General features: G+C 59.5%; 13 protein-coding genes. 5 read left to right on the forward strand and 8 right to left on the reverse strand.

Annotated elements, in window-relative coordinates; translation table 11 throughout:
• Positions 1-12 precede the first annotated feature (12 nt).
• The 4 genes from glyA to ACW55A_RS24275 all read right to left on the reverse strand — a co-directional run bounded on the left by glyA (position 13) and on the right by ACW55A_RS24275 (position 4558).
• The gene (gene glyA, locus ACW55A_RS24260) at positions 13-1266 is read right to left on the reverse strand and encodes a serine hydroxymethyltransferase (RefSeq protein ID WP_003432565.1); all 1254 of its coding nucleotides are present in this window, start codon (positions 1264-1266) and stop codon (positions 13-15) included.
• A 256-nt stretch (positions 1267-1522) separates the two neighbouring features.
• Positions 1523-2701, reverse strand: coding sequence for a choline ABC transporter ATP-binding protein (gene choV / locus ACW55A_RS24265; RefSeq protein WP_044309129.1), 1179 nt, complete (start codon positions 2699-2701; stop codon positions 1523-1525).
• On the reverse strand, positions 2698-3543 hold the full coding sequence (gene choW, locus ACW55A_RS24270; RefSeq protein WP_002555599.1) for a choline ABC transporter permease subunit: 846 nt from the start codon (positions 3541-3543) through the stop codon (positions 2698-2700). Before choW ends, choV begins: the two co-directional genes overlap by 4 nt.
• Before the next feature lie 67 nt (positions 3544-3610).
• Positions 3611-4558 (reverse strand): choline ABC transporter substrate-binding protein, encoded by a 948-nt coding sequence (locus tag ACW55A_RS24275; RefSeq protein ID WP_003432571.1) that lies wholly within the window; start codon positions 4556-4558, stop codon positions 3611-3613.
• A 781-nt stretch (positions 4559-5339) separates the two neighbouring features.
• Here ACW55A_RS24275 and gbdR point away from each other — a divergent pair.
• Positions 5340-6443: a choline metabolism transcriptional regulator GbdR gene (gbdR, locus tag ACW55A_RS24280; protein WP_003432573.1), complete on the forward strand. Its 1104-nt coding sequence runs from the start codon at positions 5340-5342 to the stop codon at positions 6441-6443.
• Positions 6444-6569: 126 nt separating this feature from the next.
• Positions 6570-7028, forward strand: a complete 459-nt coding sequence (locus ACW55A_RS24285; protein ID WP_161428982.1) for an REP-associated tyrosine transposase — start codon at positions 6570-6572, stop codon at positions 7026-7028.
• Positions 7029-7189: 161 nt separating this feature from the next.
• Here ACW55A_RS24285 and ACW55A_RS24290 read toward each other — a convergent pair whose 3' ends face one another.
• Positions 7190-8815 (reverse strand): methyl-accepting chemotaxis protein, encoded by a 1626-nt coding sequence (locus ACW55A_RS24290; protein ID WP_003432575.1) that lies wholly within the window; start codon positions 8813-8815, stop codon positions 7190-7192.
• Positions 8816-9235: 420 nt separating this feature from the next.
• Here ACW55A_RS24290 and ACW55A_RS24295 point away from each other — a divergent pair, with 420 nt between their 5' ends.
• Both ACW55A_RS24295 and ACW55A_RS24300 read left to right on the forward strand, forming a co-directional pair.
• On the forward strand, positions 9236-9469 hold the full coding sequence (locus tag ACW55A_RS24295) for a hypothetical protein (RefSeq protein ID WP_003316169.1): 234 nt from the start codon (positions 9236-9238) through the stop codon (positions 9467-9469).
• Complete coding sequence (locus ACW55A_RS24300) at positions 9466-9768, forward strand: cell division protein ZapA (protein ID WP_003316170.1); 303 nt, start codon at positions 9466-9468, stop codon at positions 9766-9768. The genes ACW55A_RS24295 and ACW55A_RS24300 overlap by 4 nt, the downstream gene beginning before the upstream one ends.
• A gap of 25 nt (positions 9769-9793) precedes the next feature.
• Here ACW55A_RS24300 and ACW55A_RS24305 read toward each other — a convergent pair whose 3' ends face one another.
• Both ACW55A_RS24305 and ACW55A_RS24310 read right to left on the reverse strand, forming a co-directional pair.
• Positions 9794-10507 (reverse strand): 3'-5' exonuclease, encoded by a 714-nt coding sequence (locus ACW55A_RS24305; protein ID WP_003372461.1) that lies wholly within the window; start codon positions 10505-10507, stop codon positions 9794-9796.
• Entirely contained in the window at positions 10504-12471 is a 1968-nt protein-coding gene (locus ACW55A_RS24310; RefSeq protein WP_498811691.1) for a DUF294 nucleotidyltransferase-like domain-containing protein, read from the reverse strand. The genes ACW55A_RS24305 and ACW55A_RS24310 overlap by 4 nt, the downstream gene beginning before the upstream one ends.
• Before the next feature lie 198 nt (positions 12472-12669).
• Between ACW55A_RS24310 and ACW55A_RS24315 the strand changes: the two genes are divergently transcribed.
• Entirely contained in the window at positions 12670-13116 is a 447-nt protein-coding gene (locus ACW55A_RS24315; RefSeq protein WP_003372457.1) for a response regulator, read from the forward strand.
• Between the two features lie 65 nt (positions 13117-13181).
• On the opposite strand, the gene ACW55A_RS24320 is transcribed toward ACW55A_RS24315, so the two are convergent.
• Positions 13182-15359: a malate synthase G gene (locus ACW55A_RS24320; protein ID WP_498811692.1), complete on the reverse strand. Its 2178-nt coding sequence runs from the start codon at positions 15357-15359 to the stop codon at positions 13182-13184.
• Positions 15360-15393 lie beyond the last annotated feature (34 nt).

A 15393-nucleotide genomic window follows, 5' to 3' on the forward strand; every position in this document is an offset into this window, starting at 1 on the left:
GCTACTCCTGACTCAGCGATAAACCGGAAAATCGGCGCACAGGGCGGCGACCTGGCTGGCAACGTCAGCCTCGACATCGGCATCACCGAGGTTGTCGAGGATGTCGCAGATCCAGCCTGCCAGCTCGATGCACTGGGTCACCTTGAAGCCGCGTGTGGTCACGGCCGGTGTGCCGATGCGCAGGCCGGACGTCACGAACGGCGACTGCGGGTCGTTGGGCACCGAGTTCTTGTTGACGGTAATGTGCGCACGCCCCAGCGCCGCATCTGCGTCCTTGCCGGTCAGGCCCTGACGGATCAGGCTGACCAGAAACAGATGGTTGTCGGTGCCGCCGGAGACCACGTCGAAGCCCCGATCGATGAACACCTGCGCCATCGCTTGTGCATTGTCGATGACCTGCTGTTGATAGGCCTTGAAGGCGGGCTCCATGGCTTCCTTGAAACATACCGCCTTGGCGGCAATGACGTGCATCAGCGGGCCGCCCTGGCCACCGGGGAAGACGGCGGAATTGAATTTCTTTTCCAGCTCCTCGTTGGCCCTGGCCAGGATCAGGCCGCCGCGTGGGCCGCGCAGGGTCTTGTGGGTCGTGGTGGTGACCACGTCTGCGTAGGGCAACGGATTCGGATAAAGACCGGCGGCAACCAGACCGGCAACGTGCGCCATGTCGACGAACAGGTAGGCACCCACCTTGTCGGCGATTGCGCGGAAGCGCGGGAAGTCCAGGGTCTTGGAGTAGGCCGAAAAGCCGGCAATGATCATTTTCGGCTGGCATTCGACGGCAATACGCTCGACTTCGTCGTAATCGATCAGCCCGGTCGCGGTGTCGATGCCGTACTGCACGGCGTTATAGAGTTTGCCCGAGAAGCTGACCTTGGCGCCGTGGGTCAGGTGACCGCCGTGCGCCAGGCTCATGCCCAACACGGTATCGCCGGCCTGGAGCAGCGCCAGATAGACCGCTGCGTTGGCCTGACTGCCGGAGTGCGGCTGAACGTTGGCGTAGTCGGCACCAAACAGTTGTTTGGCGCGTTCGATGGCCAGTTGCTCGACCTTGTCGACGTGCTCGCAACCGCCGTAGTAACGCTTGCCGGGATAGCCCTCTGCGTACTTGTTGGTCAGGCCGCTGCCCTGCGCCTGCATCACGCGTTTGCTGGTGTAGTTCTCCGAGGCGATCAGCTCGATATGGTCTTCCTGACGCTGCTCCTCGGCGTTCATCGCCGACAGCAGTGCATCGTCATAACCCTGAATCTGGTCTTGCTTGCTGAACATCGCGGATCTCCCAGCGGCGGCGCGGCGCCTGACTTGTCGTTCGGGCTGAACAGAGCCCTCTGAGAGCGATGGTAGGGCCGGACCGAAGACGCCAAATGCCTATGGACGCCACACAAAGGTGCGTTTACGACATGGCGGCGGAGGGAGCAGAAATAGCGGAAGGGAGTTACCCGTGACAACGCTGCAGACGAAAAAAGCCCGCTCCCGGCTGGATGAGTCCAGCGCGGTTGAGCGGGCTTGTCGGTTTCAGGCCTTGTCAGCCGTGGTTTTTGCCCAGCAATGCGTGATACAGCTCGGTATCACCCAGAATGCCGACCACTTTATTGCCGTCCTGCAGGACCAGCTTGTTGCCGGTCTGGTAGCGGATCTGCAGCGCGTCGCGCATGCCAATGTTGGAATGCACAAGCGTAGGGCGTCGATCCAGGGTGGCGACGTCCTGACCGGGGGCCCAGTTCTGCAGATCGAGGGCCGTGGCACCTTGCCGCGCGCCTTTGATCACGTTGCCTTCGGCCAGATCGAGCCATGAGTCGCCGCTCGGGTCCAGGCACACCGAACCGTTGACGTGGGTGCACTCGTCGACGGTGCGCATCAGACTGCGACCGCACAGCACGTTCAATGGGTTGGTATGTGCAACGAAGGTGCGCACGTATTCGTCTGCCGGATTGAGCACGATCTGCTCTGGCACGCTGTATTGCACGATGCGGCCGTCTTTCATGATGGCGATCCGGCTGCCGAGCTTCAGTGCTTCATCCAGATCGTGGCTGACGAACACAATGGTCTTGCTCAGCTTGGTTTGCAGGGCGAGCAGTTCGTCCTGCAAACCCTGGCGGATCAGCGGGTCGAGCGCCGAGAACGGCTCGTCCATCAGCAGGATGTCGGCATCCATCGCCAAGGCCCGCGCCAGGCCCACTCGCTGCTGCATGCCGCCAGACAGCTCGTCGGGCTTCTTGTTGCGCCACTGGGTCAGGCCCACCAGCTCGAGTTTTTCATCCACCAGCTTGCGCCGTTCCTTTTCGGGGCGACCCTGCATTTCGAGGCCAAAGCTGATGTTTTCGCGCACCGTGAGCCAGGGCATCAGGGCGAATTTCTGGAAGACCATGGCAATGCGCTTGGTGCGCATCATTTTCAGTTCGGCCGCGCTGCAGTTGGCGATGTTGATCTGTGAGCCTTCATGCTCGACGAACAGCGAGCCACGGCTGACGGTATTGAGACCGTTGATACAGCGCAACAGGCTGGATTTGCCGGAGCCCGACAGGCCCATCAGCACGCAGATTTCGCCCTTCTCGATATCCAGGCTGGCGTTCTCGACGCCGACGATCTGTCCGGTTTTCTTGAGGATCTGGTCACGCGTGAGGCCTTCGTCGAGCAGCTTGAGGGCCTCACGCGGGTCCTTGGAGAAGATGACGTCTACCTTGTCGAATTTGATGATACTCATGCGTCGGACCCTACCTTGGCTTCGGGTTGTTTGCAGATGCGGTCGAGCATGATGGCCAGCAATACGATTGCCAGACCGGCTTCGAAACCGAGCGCGATGTCGGCTGTGTTCAGCGCGTTGACCACTGGCTTGCCCAGGCCGTCGGCGCCGACCAGGGCCGCGATGACCACCATCGACAATGACAGCATGATGCATTGGGTAATCCCGGCTGCAATGCTGGGCATCGCGTAGGGCAGTTCAATGCGTGTCAGCAACTGGCGGCGTGATGAGCCGAAGGCCTTGCCGGCATCCAGCAACTCCTGAGGTACATCACGGATACCCAGGTAAGTCAGGCGAATCGGCGCGGCAATGGCGAAAACCACTGTCGAGATCAGACCGGGTACCACGCCCAGACCGAACAGCGTGAGTGTCGGAATCAGATAGACGAAGGTGGGCACGGTCTGCATCAGGTCGAGCAGCGGCCGGATGATGGTGTAGAACAGCGGCTTGTGCGCGGCAATGATGCCCAGCGGCACGCCGATGACGACACACACCAGTGTGGCGAAGAGCACCTGTGCCAGGGTTTCCATGGTCTCCTGCCAGTAATGCAGGTTGAGGATCAGCAGAAACGAAAGGATGACGAAAACCGTCAGGCCCCACTTGCGCTGGATGAAGTGCGCGAGGGCGGCGATAAGGCCGATCAGTACGAATGGATTGAACCAGGTCAGCGCGAAAGTGAACCCGTGGATCATCATTTCCAGTGTCGAGGCTATCGCGTCGAAGTAATCGGCGCCGTTGGCCGTCAACCAATCGACAAATGCGGCGATGTACTCGCCCAGAGGGATTTTATGGTCAGTCAGCATGATTTCGGGTGTCCGCTTGCGGAAGGTGAAGAGGGCAGCAGGCGGGTCAGCCCCGCCTGCTGTCGGCTTACTGGGTCAACTTGGCTTTGGCTGCCTCCAGGCCTGGCTTGCCATCGACGGTGGTCACGCCTGCGAGCCAGGTGTCGAGTACTTGCGGGTTTTTCTTGATCCACGCCTTGGCGGCGGCATCAGGCTTCATTTTGTCGTCCAGCACATTGCCCATCAGGCTGCTTTCCATGTCCAGCGTGAAGGACAGATTCTTGAGCAGCTGACCTACGTTGCTGCACTCCTGACTGTAGCCTTTGCGGGTGTTGGTGTAGATGGTCGCCTGGCCATAGTTGGGGCCGAAGAAGTCATCGCCGCCGGTCAGATATTTCATCTTGAAGCGAGTGTTCATCGGATGCGGTTCCCAGCCGAGGAACACCACATCGTTCTTGCGTTTCACGGCGCGGTCGACCTGCGAAAGCATTGCGGCTTCGCTGGATTCAACAACCTTGAAGCCTGCATCTTTCAGGCCGAAGGCGTTCTTGTCGATCATGCTCTGGATCAGGCGATTGCCGTCGTTGCCAGGCTCGATCCCGTAGATCTTGCCGCCCAGTTCCTTCTTGAATTTGGCGATGTCGGCGAAGTCATGCAGGCCTTTGTTATAGAGCGCTTCCGGGACAGCCAGGGTGTACTTGGCGTTCTCCAGATTGGCACGCACGGTTTCGACGGTCCCTGCTTCGCGATAGGGCTTGATGTCGTTTTCCATGGTCGGCATCCAGTTGCCGAGGAACACGTCCATGTTCTTCCCGTCAGCCAGCGACTTGTAGGTCACCGGTACGGAAATCATGGTGGTCTTGGTCTTGTAACCCAGTGACTCGAGTACGGCGCTGGTTACCGCAGTGGTGACGGTAATGTCAGTCCAGCCTACGTCGGAGAAGTTGACCGTATGACAGGCCTCTGGCTCGGCTGCCTGAGCGAGCACCGGCATACAGAGCGTGGCGGCCAACAGCAACGATTTGGAACCTTTCATGGGTGGACTCCTGTGAGTTTCTTCTGGTCATCAGCAGGTGAACGCTGACGCGGCTTATGGGTTGGCGAGGCTTTTCGCGAAGCTCCATCACTGCGCCGGGCGATCGAGTCGGAACCGATCATGTAACAGGGAAAATCAAACGCCTACAGGGGGCGTCGTATCCAGTGCAGGAGGCGTCGTATCCAGTGCGCGCAAGGTCGCTTACAGATTCGTTGCATCGTACGCACGCCCGGTTGCAGTGTCGGAACTGCGAAAAAACGGCCAGTACGTTACACAGTCGCTGCGCAGTTCGGCAGCGGTCGGTTGGCAGGTCGGTGCCTGCGCGAACGCGGTCTTTTGGAGGGGGGTAACGCCGACAAGTTCATTATCGGGTCAGATCCGGCAGTGGTCATGCCCGGTCGCATGCCATTTTGGGCGGCTGCGCGCTTTTCGATCACGCGCCCTGCAGGCCGCCACTTTTTAGCGCGAACGCCTGCCCTCGGCAGGGTTTTATCGGGATGTGCCTTGAGTAGCACTTGGCGTGCGAAGGCCCCTTGGTCGTTTCCGCCAAGTGCTACCGAACTGCTCATCGAACTGCGCCTGCGGCGGCCTTGGCGTCGCTGACAGGTACGTGGGTCGCAGCCGGTTAGACGCTTCGCGACGTCGTTTTCAGGTGTTCTTGAATGAGCGATCAATTTCCGGCATGGGATTTGCGATGTCATCACCAGGCCCTGCAATGACGAGGGCTACAAGAAGAGCCTGTTCTGGGGCCAACCATTGCCATATGAGAGGAGATAGTGTGATGACATCGTTCAATCAAGGGACTCAACCCCAGAACCGCGCGCCACAGTCCATCGGCTTTCTGCTGCTGGATAACTTCACCCTGATCTCCCTCGCATCGGCGGTAGAACCCCTTCGCATGGCCAATCAGTTGTCGGGCCGCGAGCTGTATCGCTGGACCACGCTGAGTGTCGACGGCGGACAGGTCTGGGCCAGCGATGGTCTGCAGATCACGCCGGATGCGGCAATGCACAAGGCTCCTTTGCTCGACACGGTTATCGTCTGCGGCGGTGTCGGTATTCAACGCTCCGTCACGCGTGAACACGTCAGTTGGCTACAGAGCCAGGCACGTCAGTCGCGTCGTCTGGGCGCGGTGTGCACCGGCAGTTGGGCGCTGGCGTGCGCGGGCCTGCTGGATGGTTTCGAGTGCAGCGTGCATTGGGAATGTCTGGCTTCGATGCAGGAAGCCTTTCCACGGGTGTCGATGAGCACCCGGCTGTTCACGCTGGACCGCAACCGTTTCACCAGCTCGGGTGGCACCGCACCACTGGACATGATGCTGCACCTGATCAGTCGTGATCATGGGCGCGAGTTGTCGGCAGCCATTTCCGAGATGTTCGTCTACGAGCGCATTCGCAACGAACAGGACCATCAGCGCGTGCCGCTCAAGCACATGCTCGGTACCAATCAGCCGAAGCTGCAGGAAATCGTGGCGCTGATGGAAGCCAATCTCGAGGAGCCGATCGATCTTGACGAACTGGCTGTGTATGTCGCCGTTTCACGCAGGCAGCTGGAGCGGTTGTTCCAGAAATACCTGCATTGTTCGCCTTCGCGCTACTACCTGAAACTGCGCCTGATTCGCGCCCGGCAACTGCTCAAGCAGACCCCGATGTCGATCATCGAAGTGGCGTCGGTGTGCGGCTTCGTGTCGACGCCGCACTTCTCCAAATGCTACCGCGAATACTTCGGCATCCCGCCGCGTGACGAGCGCGTAGGGTCCAACACCGCACAGCAGGTTGCCATGATGCCAATCCCGCAGGCCTTGGTGCTCGCCCCGTTGTCCGGGCCGATGTCGGCCTTGAGTCAGGCGCGTAATGAGTCGACGTTTGCGAGTGTGAGGCTGTAACAAAACGTCCGGTTTGCAAATGCCCACGACGAGAAAGCATCTCTCACAGGCTGTAAAACATTCGCTCTGTTCATCGCCCTACAGACGCTAAGGTTCAACGTTGAACCGGTTCTGGAGGGCGATGGAATGCCTCATTGCGCAACGACACGGCACCTGCGCAAAGGCAGATACTCGGCAGTTGGTCAGATTTACATGGTCACTTCAGCAACGAAGGGCCGTGTACCTGTGTTCGCCGAAATACAGCTGGGACGGCTGCTCGTACGAGAAATGAAGCGTTGCGAAGAGCAGGGGCTTGTCAAGTCTATGGCATGGGTAGTCATGCCTGACCATCTCCACTGGCTTTTTGAACTCAAGGCCGGTGATTTGCCCAGTTTGATGAAACAATTAAAGGCCCGAAGCTCGATTGCAGTTGGAAAACTGTGTGTCCGTCCTCACGCTTTGTGGCAATCCGGGTACCACGACAGAGCAATCCGCGACGAAAAGGATATTGCGCCGATAGCCCGTTATATCGTGGCCAATCCTTTACGTGCGGGCTTGGTTAAAAAGCTTGGGGATTACCCGCTGTGGGATGCTATCTGGGTTTGAGGCACGGGCAGCTTTCGCGAACAAGTTCGCTCCTACGGCCTGCGGCCAGAAGCTGGGGATCACGGTTTGCTTCTGCCCGTAGGGCGTAGGAGCGAACTTGTTCGCGAAGACTGGCTTTCACACAACATATCTTCCGGAAATAAAACGCCCGTTTTCAAGCATCAAAGCGCGAAGCGCGCCACCATGCCGTTGAGGTCGATTGCCAGGCGTGACAGCTCGGTGCTGGCTGCGCTGGTCTGGTTGGCGCCGTTGGTGGATTGTGCCGAGAGGTCGCGGATGTTGACCAGGTTACGGTCCACTTCGCGAGCGACCTGTGCCTGTTCTTCGGCGGCGCTGGCGATGACCATGTTGCGTTCGTTGATTTCCTCCACGGCGCTGTTGATGGTGTTCAATGCCTGGCCCGCGCCCTTTGCAATGTTCAGGGTCGATTCGGCGCGTTCGGTGCTGTTGCGCATCGAGCTGACGGCCTGTTCCGTGCCGGTCTGAATGCTGCTGATCATGCGTTCGATTTCGCTGGTCGATTGCTGGGTGCGATGGGCCAGGGCACGGACTTCGTCGGCGACGACGGCAAAGCCACGTCCTGCTTCACCGGCGCGCGCGGCTTCGATGGCGGCGTTCAATGCCAGCAGGTTGGTCTGGTCGGCCAGGCCGCGAATCACGTCGAGCACCTTGCCGATATCGCGCGATTCATTGGCCAGGCTGATGATCAGCTCGGCAGTGCCTTGCACGTCGCCACTCATGCGTTCGATGGCGCTGACGGTTTCCTGAACTAGGTCGCGGCCATCGCCCGCAGAGGTGGCCGCGCTGCGCGAGGCCTGCGAGGTGCTGGTGGCGTTGCGCGCAACTTCTTCCACGGCACTGGTCATCTGGTTGACCGCAGTGGCTGCCTGTTCTATTTCATCATTTTGCTGCACCAGCCCGCGTGCGCTTTCGTCAGTGACAGCATTCAGCTCTTCGGCTGCCGAGGCCAGTTGCGTGGCCGAGCCGGAAATACCCTGCAAGGTATCGCGCAGCTTGTCCTGCATGGTTTTCATGGCCAGCAGCAGACGACCGGCTTCATCGGTGCCATCGATACTGATCGGCCGGGTCAGATTGCCTTGCGCGATGGTCTCTGCTGCAAGCAGTGCGGTGGCAATCGGTGTGGTAATGCTCTTGATCAGCATCCAGGCAAACACGAGGGTCAGCAGGGTGGCGGCGATCAGCAGTCCGATCACCATATTGAATGCCGAGTCGTACTCGCTGGAAGCCTGTTCCTTGACCTCATTCAACTGCGCCGTATTGATCTCCACCAGTTTGCGCAGCACAACGTTCATCTGGTCGGAGTTGCTGACCATTTCGTTGTTGAGCAACTCCTGCAATTGGTCGATGTTGTTCGCACGGCTCAGCGTCTTCAGACGATCCTCAAGCTGGCGATACTGCCCCAGCAACTGCACGTACTGGCTATAGAGGTTGCGCTCTTCGGGCGCGCTGATCAGCTTTTCGTAAACGGTCTGAGCGTCAGTGATCTGCTTGTTGCGCATCGCCATCAGTTCGATGGTTTTCTGCTGGGTTTCCGGATCGCGATTGACCAGCAATCGGTAGGACAATACCCGCAGACGAATACTGACTTCAGCGAAGCGATCGAGGCTCTTGATGCTGGGCACGTTGCTGTCGGCCAGCACCTCGGTGGCGCCGCGGATCTTGCTCATCTGTGAAAGTGCAAAGACGCCCAGAATCAGCATGAGGGTGCCGATCATGGCAAATCCAAGAAACGCTCGGGGCGCGATGTTCATATTTCGCAGGGACATAGAAAGCTTCCAGGGTCATTTACGCGTTCCATGCGATTTAGAGACGGGGATAAAGCCGTGAGTGGGGTGCCTATCGGACGTGCGACTGAAGTCTTGAGTTAATAGGCACGTATCGCCTGTGACTTAATCGTGACGAATTCTTCATTGCTCTCGCGGATCGGGCGCAACCCCTTGAAAAGACGGGGCGGGGGCTTTTTCTGCGATGGCAGTCTGCCCATTGGCTGCGCGCATTTGTCGCAGTTTCAGGCAGTCTGACGAACAGCAGGAACCGGATACCGAATACGCAGTCACAGCCCCCTACGCGTCTACGTTATCGACATGTCGATGTCATGACAGAGCGGTATCGAAGCCTGAGCGCTGGTATGCGCAGCGACTTTTCTTTATCGTACGCGCCCGTTGAAATTTGCTCGAGAAATCAAAATGTTGGAAGCCTCCCTTAGCCAATTGGAACAACTTGTCGGCGATCTGGTGCAGCAGAACCAGGCCCTTCAGGAAACAAATGCACAGCTCGGTGCCGAGCTGGCAAAAGCCAAGGACGAGAACGAGAACTTGCAACTGAGTCTGATGGAGCAGGAAGAGAAGCATGGCAGCACTGCCGCGCGCATCCAGGCACTGGTTGATCGCGCGACCAGCGCAAGTGCTGTCGGCGCATGAACGTCGATGGCAGCGGTGTAACCGTCCTCACTATTCTGGGCAATGAGTACTCGGTCAAGGCGCCGGCTGGCGAAGACCTGACCCTCATGAAGGCCGCTGCGATGCTTAATGCGTCGCTGGCCGACACCAAGCGCAAATACCCGACGTTGATCGGTGACCGTCTGCTGGTCCTTGCTGCGCTGAACCTTTGTTCGCAGCAGATCGAGCTTGAGCAATTGCACAAGGTCGAGCTCAAGCGCTACCGGGAGCAGGTCGAAGCGACGGTGGATGTGATCGCCAAGACCATCGCCCCGAACTGAATGTGAGGCGCTGACCCAGTCGCACTCAGAACGAATGCGACTGTCTGCGTCTGCGCCATTGCCCGAGTGCTTCCTCCAGCCGCAAGGGGCTGTCGATCTGCTGGCGACGGGCATGGCTGAACAGGATCAGCGCCAGTTCTGCGGTGACCAGCGCATCGGCGCTGGCGTGGTGACGCTCTTCGGCGTGCAGACCAAAGAAACGGGTCCAGTCATCCAGCCCGGCATGACGCAGGTTGGCGTGCTCGCAGAGCATCGGAGCTATTTCGGCAGCGTCGAAAAACGGATGCTGCAAGCGATAGCCCAGGCTTTCCTTCAAGGCACGCGACAGCATGTGCTGATCGAATGGCGCGTGAAAGCCGAGGATCGGGCTGTCACCGACGAACTCCATGAAGTCCAGCAAAGCCTCGACCGGCTCACTGCCCGCGGCAATCGCACTGGGCGCCAGCCCATGAATCAGAACGGCGGGGCTGATCTTGTGGTCGACGCGCAACAGCGTGCGCTCGAACTGCTGGCCCAGATCGATGGCGCCGTCTTCAATCACCACCGCACCCATGGACAGCACCTGATCACGGTTCATGTTCAGGCCGCTGGTTTCCAGATCCAGCACGACCCAGCGCTGTTCACGCAGCGGTGTGCCGCTGAGGTTCGCGCACACCGGCAGTCGTTCGAGGCGCTCCAGTTGATGTGCATGCAAAGGCGTTTTTTTCGGCCGTGGCTTGAGCCATTCGAACAGATTCATAGTTGATAACGCAGGGTCAGGCTGGTTTGCAATCGCTGCGCCTGGCGAAACGATTCGCGCAGAATGCGCCGGTCCAGATGGTTGAGTGTGTCGGGGTCGATGCGGTTGGAATAAGCCAGATTCTGGCGACTCTGCAGCTGATGTTGCTGCATGCGGGTCTGCTGAATGAAGTGATAGGCCTCCTCATACGCAGCACCGTCGAGCGGGTCGATGACTTCGCGCTCGACCAGTTGGCGCAGGCGTTCCTGCGTGTTGCTCACGCCGATACCGTTGGCCAGTGCCAGCAGGCGCGCCCCGTCGACGAAGGGCGCCAGGCCTTCGACCTTGAGGTCCAGGGTGTCCTTTTCACTGCCTTTGCGGGCCAGCACGAAATCCTTGAAACGACCCACCGGCGGACGCTGGCGCAGCGCATTCTCGGCCATCATGCGCTGGAACAGCCGGTTGTCTGCGACCTGATCAAGAATGCCGCGGCGCAGTTGCTCGCCGCCGCTTTCATCACCCCAGACCACGCGCAGATCGAAATAGATACTCGAGGCCAGTAGGTTCTCCGGCGTCGCCTCGCGAATAAATGTCGAGAAACGCTGTGACCATTCAAGTTGTGACAGACACAGGTCGGGATTGCCGGCCATGATGTTGCCCTTGCACAAGGTAAATCCACATTGCGCCAGGCTCTGGTTGATGCGTTCGGCAATTGGCAGCAGTACTTTGCGAATCTGCTCTGCCTCTGCGGCATCGCGCGCTTCGAACAAAATGGCGTTGTCCTGATCGGTATGCAGCGTCTGCTCGCGACGGCCTTCGCTGCCAAAACACAGCCAGCTGAACGCAATGCCAGGGTCGCCTCTCTCTGCAAGCGTCAGCTCGATCACCCGGCATACGGTGTGATCGTTGAGCAGGGTGATGATCTGGGTTATCTGCGTCGAAGACGCGCCGTGGGCAAGCATGCGATCGACCAGCTGGACGATATCGCCGCGCAAGCCGGTGAGCGCTTCGATGCGTGGCGCGTTGCGAATGGTCCGCGCCAGGTGCACCAGGTCGACCCGTTGCAGGGAAAACAGATCCCGCTCCGACACCACGCCGCACAACCGCCCGTCCCGGACCAGGCACACGTGGGCGATATGGCGTCCGGTCATGGCGATGGCGGCGTCGAACGCACTGGCGTCCGGGCTCAGGTGGAACGGTGACAGACTCATGGTGTGCCTGACCGGCGCGCTGAAGTCGGCATTCACATCGGCAACCGCCTCACGCAGGTCGCGCAGGGTAAAGATACCCAGCGGCGCCTGCCGCTCGTCGACAATCACGATGCTGCCTACCTGCTGCTCATGCATCAGCTTCACGGCGTCGCGCATGGGCGTTTCCGGGCTGCACATCACCGGATGGCGCATGGCAAGTTCACCCAGCCGGGTGTTCAGAGAGTATTGCGTGCCGAGGGTTTCGACGGCGCGCTGCTGGACCTGCTGATTGACTTGATCCAGCAGGCTGCTGACCCCGCGCAGGGCAAAGTCGCGAAAAGTTGTGGAGAGCGCGAACAGCTTGATGAACGCTTGCTTATTCAATTGCAGGCAGAAGGTGTCCTCGGCAGCCAGATGCTCGGTGCGGGTGGCACGCTCGCCGAGCAGGGCGGCGAGCGGAAAACACTCACCCGTGGTTATTTCAAATGTCGTTTCCGTACCGCCTTTGGCAGAATGCGGACGCTCGCCGACGATCCGACCCTGTTTGACGATGTAAAAGTGCTCCACCGGTCCGTCGCCAGGCTTGATGATGCTTTCACCGGCAGCGTAGAAGCGCAGCTGGCACTGCTCGACCAGATAGGCCAGGTGAGCGTTTTCCATCTGATTGAACGGCGGGAATTTTTGCAGAAACTGCATGGTGCCGTGTATGTTCTGCAGCACGGCTGTCTTGCCTGCCTGGGTGAAAGCATCTGCCTTGCTCATGGCCTGTTCCGCGTTCTTGTTATTGGTGCTCATGGTCGGCCGCTTGCAGCCAGGTGCCCATTGGACGTAAGTCTTACCTTGAACCCAGTGACACAGTCGTGCTGGTTGCGACATAACTGATTTGACGAGCGCAATGGATTGCGAGCGGAGACTGGCCGGGATGCCGACGAAATGCATCGCAGATTGACCCGTATCTGCTGTCGGATTAGTTCAGGGAATGATGAGACTGCAATGATTGACCACGATATTCTGAGCGACGATGAGCGCGATGCCCTCCATGAGGTCATGCTCACGCCCGCCCGCGACGCCCCGCAACGGGTCCTGATCGTCGATGACGACAGCGACGCGCGAGAGCTGCTGGCCGAAATTCTAAGCCTCAATGACATCAGTTGCATGACTGCGCCCGGTGGCGATACTGCGCTGCAGATGATCCACACGCGTCAGTCTATCGGACTGCTGATCACCGACTTGCGGATGGCTCCTTTTGACGGGCTGGATCTGATTCGCAAGGTTCGTGAGTCGGATCGGGCCGAGCTGCCGATCATCATCGTGTCCGGCGACGCCAACGTGCGCGATGCCATCGATGCCATGCACCTGAACGTGGTGGACTTCCTTCTCAAACCGCTCAATACCAAGCAATTGGTGAAGCTGGTCAAGCGGGAATTGGGGATAAGTTGAGGCAGTGAGCCCTTGCAGGTTCTGGCCCGGCAAGGACCAGAACCTGCAATTGCCCGGGCGGCGAGTTACAGGCCGTTGATGGCCTTGAACTCCCTGCGGCGACGGTGCAATACCGGCTCGGTGTAGCCGTTGGGCTGCCGGGTGCCTTCGATGACCAGCTCGACCGCCGCCTGGAAGGCGATGTTGTTGTCGAAGTCGGGTGCCAGAGGGCGATACAGCGGGTCGTTGGCGTTCTGGCGATCCACCACCGGTGCCATGCGCTTGAGGCTTTCCAGGACCTGAGCTTCGCTGACAACGCCGTGACGCAGCCAGTTGGCCATGTGCTGGCTGGAGATGCGCAGCGTGGCGCGGTCTTCCATCAGGCCGATGTCGTTGATGTCCGGCACTTTCGAACACCCCACTCCCTGATCGATCCAGCGCACGACATAGCCAAGAATGCCCTGCGCATTGTTGTCCAGTTCGTTCTGGATTTCTTCCGGCGTCCAGTCAGTATTCGGTGCCAGCGGAATGGTCAGAATGTCATCCACCGAGGCTTGCTCGCGCTGCGCCAGTTCGGCCTGACGGGCGAACACGTCGACCTTGTGATAGTGCAGGGCGTGCAGCGCGGCTGCCGTAGGTGAGGGAACCCAGGCGGTGTTCGCACCCGCCAGTGGATGAGCGATTTTCTGCTCCAGCATGGCGGCCATCAGGTCCGGCATGGCCCACATGCCTTTGCCGATCTGTGCGCGACCTTGCAGGCCGCATTTCAGGCCGATGTCGACGTTGGAGTTCTCGTAGGCAGCGATCCACTTCTCGGCTTTCATCTGCGCCTTGCGCACCACCGGGCCTGCTTCCATGGAGGTATGGATTTCGTCACCGGTGCGGTCGAGGAAGCCGGTGTTGATGAACACCACGCGCTCGCTGGCGGCCTCAATGCAGGCCTTGAGGTTGACCGTGGTACGGCGCTCCTCGTCCATGATCCCGACCTTCAAGGTGTTACGCGGCAAACCCAGTACCTGCTCGATGCGCCCGAACAGTTCGTTGGTGAATGTAGCTTCCTCCGGGCCGTGCATCTTCGGTTTGACGATGTACATCGAGCCGCTTCGGCTGTTGCTGCGCGAGGTGTTGCCGTTGAGGTTATGGATGGCTGCAAGGCTGGTCAGCAGGCCATCGAGAATGCCTTCCGGCACTTCGTTGCCATGCTTGTCGAGTATCGCATCGATGGTCATCAGGTGACCCACGTTGCGAATGAATAACAGCGAGCGACCATGCAGCGTGACTTCGCCGCCCTCTGGCGTGGTGTAGACGCGGTCCGGGTTCATGGTGCGGGTAAAGGTTTCACCGCCCTTGGACACCGATTCGGCCAGATCACCCTTCATCAGGCCCAGCCAGTTGCGGTAGACAATCACTTTGTCGTCGGCATCGACGGCGGCGATGGAGTCTTCGCAGTCCATGATGGTGGTCAGCGCCGCTTCCATGAGAATGTCTTTCACGCCTGCCGGATCGGTCTGCCCGACCGGGCTGGCGGCGTCGATCTGCAGTTCGAAGTGCAGGCCGTTGTGCTTGAGCAGCAAGGCAAACGGTGCCAGGGCATCGCCTTGAAAACCGACCAGTTGGGCGTCATCGTGCAGGCCGGTATTGCTGCCACCCTTGAGACTGACGACCAGCTTGCCGTCGATCAGTTTGTAAGCCGTCGAGTCTGCATGTGAACCTGCTGCCAGAGGCGCAGCCTGATCGAGAAAGGCACGAGCGAACGCGATCACCTTGTCGCCACGCACCTTGTTGTAGCCTTTACCCTTTTCCGCGCCGCCTGCTTCGCTGATGGCGTCGGTGCCATAGAGCGCGTCATACAGCGAACCCCAGCGGGCGTTCGACGCATTCAGCGCAAATCGGGCGTTCATCACCGGCACGACCAGCTGCGGGCCGGCCATGGTGGCGATTTCTTCATCGACGTTTTGCGTGGTGATCTGGAAGTCCGCTGCTTCTGGCAGCAGGTAACCGATCTCCTGAAGGAAGGCTTTGTAGGCCGAGGCGTCGTGAGCCTGCCCGGCATGCGACTGGTGCCAGGCGTCGATTTTCGCCTGTAACTCATCACGTTTGGCGAGCAGTGCCTTGTTCTTTGGCGCAAGGTCGTGGATCAGTTGGTCCGCACCGGCCCAGAACGCAGTGGCGTCGACGCCGGTTCCGGGGGTGGCTTCGTTCTGCACGAAGTCGAACAGGACTCTGGCGACTTGCAGGTCACCGACTTGAACGTACTCAGTCATTGCACTTGCCTCACTCTGCTCAGCAGGGTCGAGC

It is taken from the genome of Plantibacter cousiniae (nom. nud.), from assembly GCF_977070315.1.

Bases quoted from the DNA above. Each gene is read 5' to 3' on its own strand.
- glyA (WP_003432565.1), bottom strand. From the start codon at position 1,266: ATGTTCAGCAAGCAAGACCAGATTCAGGGTTATGACGATGCACTGCTG.
- choV (WP_044309129.1), bottom strand. From the start codon at position 2,701: ATGAGTATCATCAAATTCGACAAGGTAGACGTCATCTTCTCCAAGGAC.
- choW (WP_002555599.1), bottom strand. From the start codon at position 3,543: ATGCTGACTGACCATAAAATCCCTCTGGGCGAGTACATCGCCGCATTT.
- ACW55A_RS24275 (WP_003432571.1), bottom strand. From the start codon at position 4,558: ATGAAAGGTTCCAAATCGTTGCTGTTGGCCGCCACGCTCTGTATGCCG.
- gbdR (WP_003432573.1), top strand. From the start codon at position 5,340: ATGACATCGTTCAATCAAGGGACTCAACCCCAGAACCGCGCGCCACAG.
- ACW55A_RS24285 (WP_161428982.1), top strand. From the start codon at position 6,570: ATGCCTCATTGCGCAACGACACGGCACCTGCGCAAAGGCAGATACTCG.
- ACW55A_RS24290 (WP_003432575.1), bottom strand. From the start codon at position 8,815: ATGTCCCTGCGAAATATGAACATCGCGCCCCGAGCGTTTCTTGGATTT.
- ACW55A_RS24295 (WP_003316169.1), top strand. From the start codon at position 9,236: ATGTTGGAAGCCTCCCTTAGCCAATTGGAACAACTTGTCGGCGATCTG.
- ACW55A_RS24300 (WP_003316170.1), top strand. From the start codon at position 9,466: ATGAACGTCGATGGCAGCGGTGTAACCGTCCTCACTATTCTGGGCAAT.
- ACW55A_RS24305 (WP_003372461.1), bottom strand. From the start codon at position 10,507: ATGAATCTGTTCGAATGGCTCAAGCCACGGCCGAAAAAAACGCCTTTG.
- ACW55A_RS24310 (WP_498811691.1), bottom strand. From the start codon at position 12,471: ATGAGCACCAATAACAAGAACGCGGAACAGGCCATGAGCAAGGCAGAT.
- ACW55A_RS24315 (WP_003372457.1), top strand. From the start codon at position 12,670: ATGATTGACCACGATATTCTGAGCGACGATGAGCGCGATGCCCTCCAT.
- ACW55A_RS24320 (WP_498811692.1), bottom strand. From the start codon at position 15,359: ATGACTGAGTACGTTCAAGTCGGTGACCTGCAAGTCGCCAGAGTCCTG.